The organism is Streptomyces sp. NPDC044921 (assembly GCF_056432865.1).
In genome coordinates this window covers 290,799-304,106 of the sequence record NZ_JBWKIF010000001.1, presented here as the reverse complement: position 1 = coordinate 304,106, position 13,308 = coordinate 290,799, and the positions used below count along the sequence as shown (strand labels likewise).

General features: G+C 73.2%; 9 protein-coding genes. 4 read left to right on the top strand and 5 right to left on the bottom strand.

The features are described 5' to 3' along the window. Window positions 1-71: 71 nt before the first annotated feature. Entirely contained in the window at window positions 72-830 is a 759-nt protein-coding gene (locus AC07DA_RS01470) for a GOLPH3/VPS74 family protein (protein ID WP_479123471.1), read from the bottom strand. A gap of 236 nt (window positions 831-1,066) precedes the next feature. Between AC07DA_RS01470 and AC07DA_RS01465 the strand changes: the two genes are divergently transcribed. Continuing rightward, window positions 1,067-3,979: a D-alanyl-D-alanine carboxypeptidase gene (locus AC07DA_RS01465; RefSeq protein WP_479123469.1), complete on the top strand. Its 2,913-nt coding sequence runs from the start codon at window positions 1,067-1,069 to the stop codon at window positions 3,977-3,979. A 194-nt stretch (window positions 3,980-4,173) separates the two neighbouring features. Further along, window positions 4,174-6,114, top strand: coding sequence for an MFS transporter (locus tag AC07DA_RS01460; protein WP_479123468.1), 1,941 nt, complete (start codon window positions 4,174-4,176; stop codon window positions 6,112-6,114). Between the two features lie 13 nt (window positions 6,115-6,127). On the opposite strand, the gene AC07DA_RS01455 is transcribed toward AC07DA_RS01460, so the two are convergent. Next, on the bottom strand, window positions 6,128-6,967 hold the full coding sequence (locus tag AC07DA_RS01455; protein ID WP_479123466.1) for a hypothetical protein: 840 nt from the start codon (window positions 6,965-6,967) through the stop codon (window positions 6,128-6,130). Window positions 6,968-7,045: 78 nt separating this feature from the next. Between AC07DA_RS01455 and AC07DA_RS01450 the strand changes: the two genes are divergently transcribed. Continuing rightward, window positions 7,046-7,831, top strand: coding sequence for an SDR family oxidoreductase (locus AC07DA_RS01450; protein ID WP_479123464.1), 786 nt, complete (start codon window positions 7,046-7,048; stop codon window positions 7,829-7,831). A 126-nt stretch (window positions 7,832-7,957) separates the two neighbouring features. After that, window positions 7,958-9,532: a sodium:solute symporter family protein gene (locus tag AC07DA_RS01445; protein ID WP_479123462.1), complete on the top strand. Its 1,575-nt coding sequence runs from the start codon at window positions 7,958-7,960 to the stop codon at window positions 9,530-9,532. Between the two features lie 70 nt (window positions 9,533-9,602). Here the strand turns inward: AC07DA_RS01445 and AC07DA_RS01440 are convergent, their stop codons facing one another. From AC07DA_RS01440 to AC07DA_RS01430, 3 genes are all read right to left on the bottom strand, one after another. After that, window positions 9,603-10,910, bottom strand: a complete 1,308-nt coding sequence (locus AC07DA_RS01440) for a phytase (RefSeq protein ID WP_479123460.1) — start codon at window positions 10,908-10,910, stop codon at window positions 9,603-9,605. Window positions 10,911-11,075: 165 nt separating this feature from the next. Then, window positions 11,076-12,194 carry an ADP-ribosylglycohydrolase family protein gene (locus tag AC07DA_RS01435; RefSeq protein ID WP_479123458.1) on the bottom strand — a complete coding sequence of 373 codons (1,119 nt, stop codon included), beginning with the start codon at window positions 12,192-12,194 and terminating at the stop codon, window positions 11,076-11,078. A gap of 154 nt (window positions 12,195-12,348) precedes the next feature. Next, the gene (locus AC07DA_RS01430; RefSeq protein ID WP_479123457.1) at window positions 12,349-13,137 is read right to left on the bottom strand and encodes a helix-turn-helix domain-containing protein; all 789 of its coding nucleotides are present in this window, start codon (window positions 13,135-13,137) and stop codon (window positions 12,349-12,351) included. Between the last annotated feature and the right edge of the window lie 171 nt (window positions 13,138-13,308).

Genomic DNA, 13,308 nt, shown 5'->3' with positions numbered 1-13,308 from the left:
ACCGGGCTCGTGGGGTCCCGTGGTGTGTGCCGGTCGTGGTCGTGCGTCGTGCTCGGGTGGTGCGGTGCGGCTCAGTGGGCCACGGCGCGCGCCATGGATCCGTGGCGCGGTTGCATCGGAACGCCTCGGGCGGGCTCCGGTGCGGGCCTGGCTCCACCGGCGGCCTGGGGGCGGCCGGACGGGGCCGGGCTGCGGCGCGGCTGGGCCGCCGCGCCGTTCTGGACGTCCATCACGGCGTGCGCGACGAGACCGCCCATGGGGTCGTGCCTGATCAGGTCCCTGAGCCGGGAGCGAGAGGAACGTCCCTCGTTGCCCGGGTACAGGTGCTTGCCGAGGCCGACCGCGTGTGCCAGTGCGGCGAGCGCCGCGGTCCGCGGGTCCGGCGGTACGCCGGTGCGGATCGCGGAGTCCAGCCGGGCCCTGATCTCCCGGCTGATCTCGGTGTCCGTCGCCTGGTAGCGAGTCGTCGGCAGCACTCCGCACATCTGGCCCGCGACGGCGTGCACCATGCCGCACCGCTCCAGATGCGAGAGGTAGGTCTGGCGGAGCCCCAAGCGCGGCCCGCCGATCCAGTGGACCGCCCGTACGGGAGCGCCGCGCCTTCGCAGCAACTCCAACGCGCAGTCCAGAGTCGGATCTCCAGTCGGCCGTGGTACCACCACGGCGATACGATCCCCGTCTGGGGCTATCCGTCCGGCCAGCGCCAGCTCCACTAGCTGTGCTCCGGCCAGACCGAGGTCGAGCGACTGCGGCTGTGCGGTGGTACCCGTGGCCGGGTCCAACGCCAGCAGCAGAAGCTCCTCCGGAAGTGTTCTGCGGCTCCTGCCCATCCATGCCTCCCCGCGTGGATGAATGACAGGGTGACCCCTCTCACATTGGTCTGTCGAGGGTGCGTGACCGGTTCGTAGTGGAACCAGTAGGTATGTCGTTCTCGTCTACCGGATGGGTCCGGTCCGCACACAGGACACTGGTACATGGTTCGGACAGCGCAGGAGAGCGTTGTCAGGGCGGCGGTTCACGGTTCGGTACGCGCACGCGGGTGGTGCGGCGCGAGGAGGAGGCATCGGTGGCGGGCGAGTCCCCCGACAGGTCGAAGCAGCGCGAGTCGTCGGCAGAACCGACGTCGGGGAGCGCGGGTTCGGTTCCCGGAGCCAGGAGCGAGTCCGCCGACCCGCGGCTCGCGATGGCGCGGGAGGCGGAGAGGTCCTCGGCGCGCGGGGCCGTCGACACGGCGACCCGCGTGCTGTCCGCACGGACGGCCGACGGGCCGCGGGACGCGGAGCGCGACGCGAGCGGCCCGGGCGCCGAGGACCCGGCCGCGGACGCGGAGGGCCGGGCGGCGACCGGGGCCGGGCGCGGCGGCAGCGACTCCGCCCGCGGGGAGTCCGGGGAGTCCGGGGAGTCCGAGGAGGCCGGTAAGTCCGCGGAGGCATCCGGGAAGGGCTCCGGCGAGTCCTCCGGCTCCGGCCGGCGGGGCGAGGACGGCTCCGGCGGCACGGACGGACGGCTGCGGAACGCGGTGGCGGCGTGGGTCGCGTCGGCGGACGACGAGAAGCCGGGCGGCTCGGAGGGCTCTGACGCCGGGCCCGCGGACGAAGCCACGGCGTCCGCCACGCGGACGGACGACCGCCGGAAGGCCGCCGGCACCGGCGAGCCCGCCGCCGGGGACACCGACGCGCGGGCACGCTCGGGCTCCGAGCAGACGGACCCGTCTGCGGCCGACGCCGACCGCGCTGCCGATGACGGCCGGAAGGCCGGCGGCACCGACGAGCCCACGAGCGCGGACGCGCGGGACCTCCCGGACAGCGAGGACAGCGGGAACGCCGAGGAGCGCGCCCGGGGTGGCCAGGGGGCGGACGGCGATGCGGGCGGGTCCGCGGACGCCCGGGAAGACGCTCCGGAGGCCGCAGGGGGCGCAGGGGCGGCGCCGACGGGCTCGCGGGGCCAGGACGGGGGCGACGGGGCCGAGCAGCCGGAGGCGGACCGTTCCACCGCGGCCGCGCGCGGCGCGGCCACCGGCAAGGCCCCGACCCCCGAGGCCGATGACGACAAGACCGCCGACGGCAAGGCCGACGGCGGCAACGCGAGCGGCACGAGCCCCGCCCCGGTCGCCGACCGCGCCGGGTCGGCCGACCCGCGCACCTCCGGCGACGCCAAGGCCGCCGCGGCCCCGGCACCGGAGCCCGACTCGCACACGGACACGGGCGCGGACGGCGCGTCCGCCGACGCCGACGCGCCCGGCGCCGCGTCCCGGCCGGACACCGACGCCGAGCCGGAGCCCGCGCCCGGCACCGGCACTCGCACCGCCGCCACCGGCACCGGCACCGGCACCGGCACCGGCACCGGCAAGACCCCTGCCCCCAGGACCGGTGACGACGAGCCGGGCAAGCGCGAGGAAACCGGCGGCAGGACCGACGGCGAGAAGGCCGCCGCCCCCGTCGTCGACCAGCCCACGGCCGTCTTCAAGGCCGTGCGGCCGCCCGTCGATCAGCCCACCACCATGCTCAAGCTCGGCGGCGGCACCAAGGACGCGGCCGGGAAGAAGGACGCGCCCGAGAAGGACGCCGAGCGGACCAGCAAGTTCGTCGCGCTCAAGCCGCTGGAGGATCCGGCGGCCCGGAAGCCCGTCCCGCCCGCGGACGTCACCGCCCCGGTGCCCACCGTCGGCCCCGAGCGGACCACCCAGCAGCCAATGCCGCCCAAGCCGCCGCTGGACCTGCTGGCCGAGCTGACGAACACCCCGCCGCCCCCGGACACCCCGCTGCGCACGGCCGTGCGGCGGGTGAAGATCTGGACACCGCTGGTGCTGCTCCTGGTGGTCGTCTTCGCGGTCGTGCAGAGTGTGCGCCCGCTGCCGACGCCCACCCTGGAACTGACCGCGAAGGACAGCCACACCTTCGAGGGCGGCCAGGTCGACATCCCCTGGCCCGCCAGGGGACAGGCGGCGCTGGACGTCCAGGGCATCGGCACGTTCGGCTCGTCCGGCGAGCAGAAGCCCGTGCCGATCGCCAGTGTCGCCAAGGTCATGACCGCCTACGTGATCCTGCGCGACCACCCGCTCAAGAGCGGCGCCGAGGGTCCGAAGATCGAGATCGACCAGGCCGCGGAGGACCAGTCGGACGCCGGCCAGGAGTCCACCGTCGACGTCACCAAGGGCGACAAGATCTCCCAGCGGGAGGCCCTGGAGAGCATCCTGATCGCGTCCGCGAACAACGTGGCGCGGTTGCTCGCCCGCTGGGACGCGGGGTCGGAGAAGGCGTTCGTGCGGAAGATGAACGACGCCGCGAAGGACCTCGGCATGAAGAACACGACGTACACCGACCCGTCGGGCCTGAACAACACGACCGTCTCCACGGCCGTGGACCAGGTGAAGCTCGCCAAGGCCGCCATGCAGCAGCCCGCCTTCCGCGAGGTGGCGGCGATGATGTCGTACGTCGACTACAAGGGCACCCGGCACAACAACTGGAACCGCCTGGTCGGCTCCAACGACGTCACCGGCATCAAGACCGGCACCACCACCTCCGCGCTCGGCAACCTCGTCTTCTCCGCGAAGAAGGACGTGAACGGCGAGACGCACCGGATCATCGGCGCGGTCGTGCGCCAGCCGGCCGGCGGCCCCGACAACACGATCCTGGGCGCCGCGCTGTACGAGGGCGACCGGCTGATCCGGGCCGCGCAGGGCGCGCTGGAGTCGGCGACGATCCTGAAGAAGGGCACGGTCGTCGGGTACGCCGACGACGGTCTCGGCGGCCGTACGCCGGTCGCCGTCACCGAGGACGTCACCGCCGTCGGCTGGCCGGGCCTGTCCGTGAAGCTGACGTTCGCGGCGGACGACCTGCCGCACACGGCCGAGGCGGGCACGAAGGTGGGCACGCTGACCGTCGGGGACGGCAGCAGCGGCGCCGTGAAGGTTCCGGTCGCCCTCCAGGAGGACCTGGTGGAACCGGGCTTCGGGGCCAAGCTCACGCGCGTCGGCTGAGCCGGGGCGCCACCCCGAGCGAGCGCACCCCGCCGGTGGCGGCCCGTCCGGGCGCTGCCCGGCGGGGTGCGTGCTAGCGTCGCGAATCGGGGCAGGTCGCCGTGCGCGGCGACACGGCCGGGAACCGAGGGCGAACGGGACGCGGCCGGGGGAAGAAGCGAGAACAGAAGACGGGACACGGGGAGTGCCTTCGAGTGGCCACTGCGGAGCCGACACGCGCAGACGACGCCCATCCGGGCCAGGTGACCGGCCCGCGAATACGCGCGCCCAGAACGCGGGACACCGGCGCACCCGGGCAAGCGCCCGAGGGCACGCCTGACGGGATGGCCGGCCCGCCCGGAACCGTCGTCGAAGGCACGCCGGGAAGCGCCCCGGAAGGCACCGGGGACACCCCCTCGGGGTTCCGCCGGCCCGGCTTGGTCCTGGCCCTGCGGGAGCGGATGCTGCGCCACCCCGTGCTGTCCGTCACGGGTCTGGCCGGGGTGCTGCACGTCGTCTGGTTCTTCACGTTCGCGAACAGCGGCGGTGACCTGGCCGCGCAGGACGCGTGGGCGGAGTTCGTCGGCCGGCACCCGGACTCGGCGTACAACCTCGCCTGGTACGGCGGCATGCACCCGGTGTCGTACAGCGTGGTGTCGCCGTACCTGATGTCGGTGCTCGGTGTGCGGACGACCATGATGATCGCCGGGACGGTCTCGGCCGGGCTGCTCACCCTGCTCCTGCTGCGCTCGCGTTCCGTGCGCAATCCGCTGTGGGCGTCGCTGGCGGGCGTGTTCGGCCTGTTCTGCAACGCCGTGTCCGGCCGGGTGACCTTCGGTCTGGGCATGATGTTCGCGCTCGGCGCGGTGGCGGTGGTGTTCTGCTGGCCGTACCGGTGGCGGTACAAGCGCTGGGCGAAGGCCCTGTGCGCGGCGCCCCTGGCCGCGCTGGCCACGATGGCGTCGCCGGTGGCGGGCCTGTTCGTGGGTCTGGTGGCCGTGGCGCTGTTCCTGCAGAAGCGGCGGCCGGGCGCGTGGGCGCTGGGTCTGGCGCCGAGCGCGGTGGTCGCGGTGTCGGCGTGGCTGTTCCCGTTCTCGGGGACGCAGCCGATGATGTTCGGTTCGGTGGTGCTGCCGCTGGCGTTCTCGGTGCTGGTGTTCGTGCTGGTGCCGCGGGACTGGAAGACGGTCCGGCTCACGGCCGCGGTGTACGGCCTGGGGGTCGTGCTGGTGTGGCTGATCAGCTCCCAGATCGGTTCGAACATCACGCGTCTGGCGATGCTGTTCGCCGGGGTCGCGCTGGTGGCCGCGCTGCCGTTCACGGTGCCGCGCAGCCGCAGGTGGTACGCGGCCGTGGTCGCCCTGGTCGGGTTCGTGGTGTGGATCGGCTTCAAGACGGTCGACGACATCGTGCACACGGCGCCGGCGGCCTCCTGGTCGCGTGAGCTCGCGCCGCTCGTCAACGAGTTGCAGGAGGTCGGCGCGGAGAAGGGCCGGGTCGAGGTCGTCCCGGCGCGTTCCCACCGTGAGGCGTCCGCCCTCGCGCCCTACGTCAACCTGGCCCGCGGCTGGAACCGCCAGGCCGACATGGAGCGCAACCCGCTCTTCTACGACGACACCCTGAACTCGGCGAACTACCGCGAGTGGCTCAAGCGCTGGGCGGTGCACTACGTGGTGCTGCCCAAGGACGAGCCGGACGGCGACGGCGGTGAACGGGAGCGGGCGCTGGTGCAGCGCGGCCTGCCCTATCTGACCCAGGTGTGGGGCGACGCCAACTGGCAGCTGTTCAAGGTCACCGACCCGACCCCGCTGGCCGAGCCGAACGCCGTCGTCGAGCGGGCCGAGCAGGGCGAGATGGTCCTCCAGGTGCGCGAGGCGGGCCGGATCCTGGTCCGCGTCCCGTACTCGCCGTGGCTGAGCATCGTCGACGCGGAGGGCAAGAGCCTGAAGCCGCCGCAGGAGACGGAGGCCTCCAAGGAGCGGCCGGAGGGCGAGCCGAAGTCGTACGTCAACGTCAACGGCTGTCTGAGGGAGACGGAGGAGGACGCCCAGGGCGACCGCTGGACGGAGCTCCTCGCCCCGAAGCCGGGCACGTACCGCCTGGCGGCGCCCTACCAGCTCCCTCGCGGGACACCGTGCCCGGAGGAGTTGCGCTGAGCGGGCCGGTCCCTCAGCGGAGGCGGTCCACGTAGTGGTCGGTGCCCGGCACGGTCGGCAGGAACGGGGCCACCAGTTCCACCCGGCCCAGTCCCGCCTCCGCCACCGCCGTGTCGAGGCCCGTGAAGTGGGAGGCGAAGCACTGCCCCGGGTCGGCCTGGAGGAACCACAGCAGGGTCAGGCGGGTGTCGACGCCCTGGACCTGTTCGACGTAGGTCATGCGGTCGCCGGGCAGCGGGGTCGGGCGGAAGACGGTCACCATCGCCGCCGGTGAGCCCGCCAGGCGCTCGGGGAGGTGGCGGGTGCGCAGCCAGTCCAGCAGCCGCGGCCGCCGCTCGGGGGTGTCCGCGTCGACGACCTGGAGGACGAGGCCCGCGTAGGGGTGGTCGAGGGCGTGGACGTCGCGCGGTCCGGCCGCCCCGTCGCGGTACACGGTCGTCTCGTGGTCGTGGAACGCCGTGAGGACGTGGGTGCGGTCGTGGTGGACGCGGCCGTCGCGGTTGAGGCGCCTGTTGATGGCGACCGTCCAGCGCATGTGGTCGTCGTAGCGGCCGGCGGTGATCCAGTACGTGGAGAGGTAGCAGCCGGTGGTGACCGGCTGCGCGACCGCCGACGTGCGCGGGTAGCGCAGCAGTTGCAGCTCCCGGGTGGCCACCCAGCGGCGGCCCGCGTACATCCAGGGCATGGCCATCGCGCCGGCGTAGTAGTGGTCGTCCTCGTACCAGCGGTTGTAGGCGTGCTCGTGGCCCGGGTGCGGTTCCACCAGGGTGATCAGGGCGTATCCGGGGCGGGTGCCGTAGGGGCCGACGGCGGCCAGTTCGGCGTACAGCTCGCTGCGGGTGTCCTCGCTCATGCCTTCCCCTTCCTCGGCGGGGGGTTCATACTCTGACGCTCCGTCAGACAAAGCGCCAGGGTTCCGGGGAGGATGGCGATGGCACTGCTCGCGGGGAGGACGGTCGTGGTGTCGGGGGTCGGGGCCGGGCTCGGGCGGCAGGTCGCGGCGGCCGTCGTGCGCGACGGCGGCCGGGCGGTGCTCGGCGCCCGCACGGAGGCGAACCTGGCGGAGACGGCCGCCGAGATCGATCCCGGCGGGGCGCGCACCGCGTTCCGCGCCGTCGACATCACCGACGAGGCGCAGTGCGCCGGGCTGGCCGCGCTGGCGGTGGAGCGGTTCGGGCGGATCGACGCCGTCGTGCACGTGGCCGCGCTGGACAGCCACTTCGGCGGGCTCCAGGACGCGGACTTCGCGGCCTGGCACGCCGTGCTGGACGTGAACCTGCTGGGCACGCTGCGGATGACCCGGGCCTGCCTGCCGTCGCTGAGGGAGGGCGGCGGCTCGGTCGTGTTCATCGGGACGCAGTCGGCGGTGGCGGCTCCGACTCGGGTGTGGCAGGCCGCGTACGCGGCGTCGAAGGGGGCGCTGACGAGCGCGATGTACTCGCTGGCCCGGGAGCTCGGACCGCACCGGATCCGGGTCAACACCGTGCTGCCGGGCTGGATGTGGGGGCCGCCGGTGCGGGCGTACGTGCGGCTGGCGGCGCGGTCGGAGGGTGTGCCGGAGGCGGCCGTGCTGGAGCGGCTGGCCGGGCGGATGGCGCTGCCCGACCTGGCCACGGACGGTGATGTGGCCGACGCGGTGGTGTTCCTGGCGTCGGACCGGGCCCGGGCGATCACCGGACAGTCTTTGCTGGTCAACGCGGGGGAGCTGATGCGATGAGTTCACATAGATGAACCAGAGCCAGTAAGCCGAACATTTTTACCTCCCTTTGACCCCACGGTCACTTGTCGTGCTCACGCGGCAGCACCCACGATGAGCGCCGGGCTGATCCCTGGGAGGGCGCACATGAACGGTCTCGACTGGGCCGTGCTCATCGGCTACTTCGCCGTGATGGTGGCCATCGGCGTCTGGTCGCACAAACGGGTGGACAACGTCAGCGACTTCTTCACGGCCGGTGGCAAGATGCCGTGGTGGCTCTCCGGCATCTCGCACCACATGTCGGGCTACAGCGCGGTGATGTTCACCGGGTACGCGGGCATCGCCTACACCTACGGCGTGACGTCCTTCGTCACCTGGTCCTTCCCCATCGCCCTCGGCATCGCCATCGGGTCGAAGCTGTTCGCCCCGCGCATCAACCGGCTGCGCTCCCGGCTCCACGTGGCCTCTCCGCTGGAGTACCTGAAGAACCGCTACGACCTGAAGACCCAGCAGGCGCTGGCCTGGTCGGGCATGCTGCTGAAGATCGTGGACGTGGGCGCGAAGTGGGCGGCGATCGCCACGCTGCTGTCCGTCTTCACCGGGATCTCCCTCAACCAGGGCATCCTCATCACCGGTGGCATCACCGCGATCTACTGCACGATCGGCGGCCTGTGGGCGGACGCGCTGACCGAACTCGGCCAGTTCGTCATCCAGTTGCTGGCCGGCATCGCGATGTTCGTGGCCGTGTTCGTCCGGCTCGACGACCACGGCGGCTTCTTCGGCGTCTGGGACTCCCCCGAGCTCCAGGGCCACGAGAAGCCGCTGGTCGGCCCGTACGGCACGGTGTTCCTGCTGGCGTTTTTGTTCATCAAGCTCTTCGAGTACAACGGCGGCATGCTCAACCAGGCCCAGCGCTACATGGCCACCCCGAACGCCAAGGAGGCCGAGCGGTCGGCCCGGCTGTCGGCGATCCTCTGGCTGGTCTGGCCGCTGGTGCTGTTCTTCCCCATGTGGATGTCGCCGCTGCTGGTCGACTCGCAGAAGGCGGACGGCTCCGACTCCTACGCCCTGATGACCGAACAGCTCCTGCCGCACGGCCTGCTGGGCCTGGTCATCGTCGGCTTCTTCTCGCACACCATGGCCATGTGCTCCTCGGACGCCAACGCCATCGCGGCCGTGTTCACCCGCGACTGCGCGCCGGTGATCTGGGCGCGGGCCCGGGCCTGGAACGAGAACCAGGGCCTGCGGGTCGCCCGCATCGCGACGGTCGTCTTCCTCGGTCTGTCCATGGCGGCGGCGACGCAGGTCAACTCGCCCACGTTCAAGGACATCATCACGGTCGTCATCAAGTGGGTCGCCGGTCTCATGGGCCCGATGGCGATCCCGATGATGCTGGGCCTGCTGCGCGCGTTCCGCCGCTCCGGCCCGACGGCGGCCCTGGTCAGCTGGTCGATGGGCCTTCTCGCCTTCTGGCTGGTGAACTACCCGATCGACTGGAACGTCGAGGGCGGCGTGCCGCTCCAGTACCAGGTGTCGGTGCCGCTGGCGGTCTCGCTGGTGCTCTACGTCCTCATCGGCTACATCAAGCCGGAGGACACCCCGGAGCGGCTGGCGCTCATCGAGAAGATCAACACGGACGGGGGCGGGGCCGCGGCGGCGGCCGTGCCGGCGCCGGCGGGCGGTGCCGGGGAAACCGCCGTGCGCACGACGGTGAAGGACTAGCGGCGGCATCGCCGCGACGCGCGACGACCGTACGCCCTCCGCCCGCAACGGGCGTAGGGCGTACGGCTGTTCAGTCGTCCTCGTCCAGCGCGCCGGTGACCTCGCGCAGGTCGACGAACTTGAAGTCGGTGTTGTCGCGGACCTCCCCGTCGGAGTCCGTCTCGTCCGGGGTGTTGTGCCCGTCCTGCACCACGAGCAGGCCGCCAGGGTAGCGGGAGCCGAGGGGGGCGTTCAGTACGGCGGCGCCGTCGCACTCCTCGGAGCCGTCGACGGTCCCGGCGGTGATCCGGAAGCCGCTCTCGTACTCGTTGTCGTCGGAGACCTCGCGGTCGTAGGCGGCGAAGGTGTCGTCGCCCTGGCTGGAGGCGAGCAGGTAGCCGTCGCCGTCACCCTCGTCGAGGAGGGTCAGGCCCTCGACGTCGGCGGACAGGTGCCTGCCGCCGTAGCCGGGGTCGGCGCCCGCGACGCACTCCTCGGTCGCCTCGTCGTAGGTGGCGGGGACGCCGTACTCCCGGACCTTGTCGATCAGCTTGGGCTTGCCGCCGAGGTCGGCGGGCAGCCGCCAGATGCCGACGTCCTCCTGACCGGCGTAGAGCACCTTGTTCGCCGGGTCCACGACCATGCCCTCGACCTGCGGGAGGTCGCCGGGGTCGGCGCAGGGGGTCCAGGAGGTGCCGTTCGGGAGGGTGAAGGAGGCGGGCAGGTCGTAGGTGCGCACCTGCCGGTAGGTGACCGCTCCGGCGGCGGTCGTCCTCAGCTCCAGCAGGGCGAGCCGGGTGCGGCTGCGCTGGCTGACCACGGCGTAGGAGCGGCCGGTGGCCTTGTCCTTCCAGGTGGCCAGGCCGTAGGGGGTGGCCTGGTCGTTGACCTCGTCCTGGTTCCTGGAGAAGACCAGCGGGGCGTTCGGGTCGGTGACGTCGGTCAGCGGCCGGGCGGCACCGGGGGTGATGCGGTAGATCCGCAGGTGGTCGCGGCCGCGGTCGGTGACGACGGCGACGTCGGCGCGGCCGGTCGGCAGCGGGAACCCGGAGATCAGGTCCACGTTGTTGAAGCGGCCCGGCTTGTCGTCGGGGGTGGGCGCGGGCGGCGCCGGGATCGACTGCACCTCCTTGCCCGCCAGGTCGTACACGCGCAGGCCGCCCTCCTTGGCGGTGGCGATCACCAGGCTGGCGCCGGGGTCGGCCGGGTTGCGCCAGATGGCCGGGTCGTCGGCGTCGGCGTTGCCGCCGGCGTCGTCGCCGTACAGGGCCGGGGTCTCGGTGGTGGCGGTCACCTCCGGGAGCCCGGAGCCGGCGGCCCGGGCCGGGGCGGGCAGAACCGCCATGGCCGTGAGAACCGCGGCGATCGCGGCCGTCTGTGTCCCGCGCAGGTTGCGCACAGTGCCTCCACGAAGGGGGGATGAACGGACGGGCCCGGTGCAGCGGTCGCGGGACGGTGATCCCGCGCCGGGCCGTGCAGATCCTGTGGACCGAAGGTGACGGGACGACCACCGTACGATGACGTGCCCATGCCACGCGAGTGAGCACTGGGAAGTGGGCGCGACCTACACGGCGCGCGGATAGCGGGCCAGCCAGCCCGGGGACGAGCCCGCCGGGCCGTGCAGGGCGGGACCCTGGGTCATCTCCATGGCGAAGTCGTCGGCCAGTTCCAGGATCGTGGGGCGGCCCTCCAGCTCGGCCAGCCAGGCCGGCGGCAGCGCCGTCTCGCCGTGCAGGGCGCCGAGCAGACCGCCGGTCAGGGCGCCGGTGGCGGCGGAGGGACCGTCGTGGTTGACGGCGAGGCACAACCCGTGGCGGACGTCGGCGGCGACCAGCGCGCAGTACACGGCCGCCGCGACGAGCCCCTCCGCCGCGCCCGCCCCGCTCAGCTCGGCGATCCGCTCCGGCCCGGGCATGCCCTGCCGCACGGCGCCCAGCGCGCGCTGCAGCGCCTCGGCGACGGGCTGGTGCCCGGGGCGGGCGGCGAGCAGGGCGAAGGCCCGCTGGACGGCGGCGTCGAGGCTCTCGCCGAGGGCCAGCCCGTGCACGATCACGGCGTACGCGCCCGCCGCGAGGCAGGCCGTGGGGTGCCCGTGGGTCTGCGCCGCGCACTCCACCGCCAGCTGGGCGACGAGCTGCGGCTCCCACCCGACGAGCAGCCCGAACGGCGCGGACCGGGCGGCGGCCTCGGGCCCCGTCTCCCCCGGGTTCTTGGGCGCGTCCGGGGTCCCCATGGTCTCGTCGCCGAGCCCGAGCAGCAGCGCCCGGCTGGGGCCGCGGCGCGCGTACAGCCACTCCTCGCGGGCCAGCCAGCCGTCCTCCTTGCGGCGCTCGTCGGGTCCCCAGTCGCGCTGGGTGGCGGCCCAGCGCAGGTACGCCCGGTGCACGTCGGTCGGCGGGTGCCAGGCGCCGGTGTCCCGGCGCACCTGGGCCCTGATCAGCCCGTCCACGGAGAACAGGGTCAGCTGCGTGAGGTGCGTGACGGCACCGCGCCTGCCGTAGGCCGGGGCCAGGTCCAGCAGCCCCTCGTCCCCGTGCGCCTCCCGGATCGCGTCGATCCCCAGCCCGTCCACCGGCGCGCCCAGCGCGTCCCCGACGGCCACGCCGAGCAGCGTCCCGCGCACCCGGCTGCGGAAGTCCTGCTGCTCCGTACGCCCCCAGACGGCACCGGCAGTCGCACCCACCTCGACCTCCCAAGGGCACCGTCCACACGTACGACAGCTCGCCACTGTAATCGAATGGGGACGGTGGGTTCAGGGTGTGGAACGGGGTGGGGGTGGGCACACCTCCGGCGTCAGCCCAGGCAGGGAGATCAGCGGCCCGTACGGTCCGTCGACGTCACGCTGCCCTCTGTGCGTCGGGTCGGCAGTCGCGGCAGTGGCCGGGGTGGGGGGCGCGGAAGGCTCGGTCGCAGCCGTCGCAGGTCTGGAGGGGGTCCGGGCGGACCGGGGGCGGGGCAGGGGGTGGGGCCGCGGGGAGCGGTGGGGGCAGGAGGGCGGTCAGGCGGTGGGCCAGGAACGCCGCCGGGTGCTGGATCGGGGCCGCGGGCAGGCCCGTCGTCAGGGCGCGCCGGACCGCCTCGGCGGGAACCCCGCGCTCCAGCCACGCCGTGACCGCCGGGGCCAGGCGGTGGACGTCGCGCTCGCTGAGCAGCAGGCGGGAGTCGAGCGTGCGCAGGCCGGAGAGGACGTCGGAGGCCGCCGTGCGGTCCGGCTCAGGGGCCGTGGAGGCTTCCGGCCGGGGCGTGGCGGGTGCCGGGCGGGGTTCCGGGGCGACGGCGGTCCGGGGCTTGTTGTAGGAGACCGTGCGGGTCACGACTCGGCCCGATTGAAGACGCTCCCTGGGGCGAGCGAGGTAACCGTGGGCCTCCAGTTCGCGCAGGGCCGCCGCGATACGGATCTCGCCCTCCGGGAACTTGCTCGCCAGCGCCTTGATGCCGACCGGCGTCCCGGCGGGCAGCGACTGGATGTGCACCGCCAGGCCGATCGCCGTCAGGGACAGGTCCGGGTGCTGGGCGAGGTGGTTGCCGACGACGGTGAAGTGGTCGTCGTGGCGTTCCGTCACGTGCTGGACACCTGAAGTGCCGGACCGCGCGCGCGAAGGCGCGCTAGGGTGCTGCTCAGTCATCGGGAAGGTCTCTTCTTCCTTGGTGATCAGGCCCTCGCAGTGGGATGGCAGTCCCGGCGGGGGCCGTATTCGTTTGTGGGGTTGTCTGCGCCGACGCTGCACCATCGACTGCCCGCCGCGCCAGCCGAGTTGGTGATGTTCACCCCTGCGGGTGAGCCGCGGGGGCGGCGG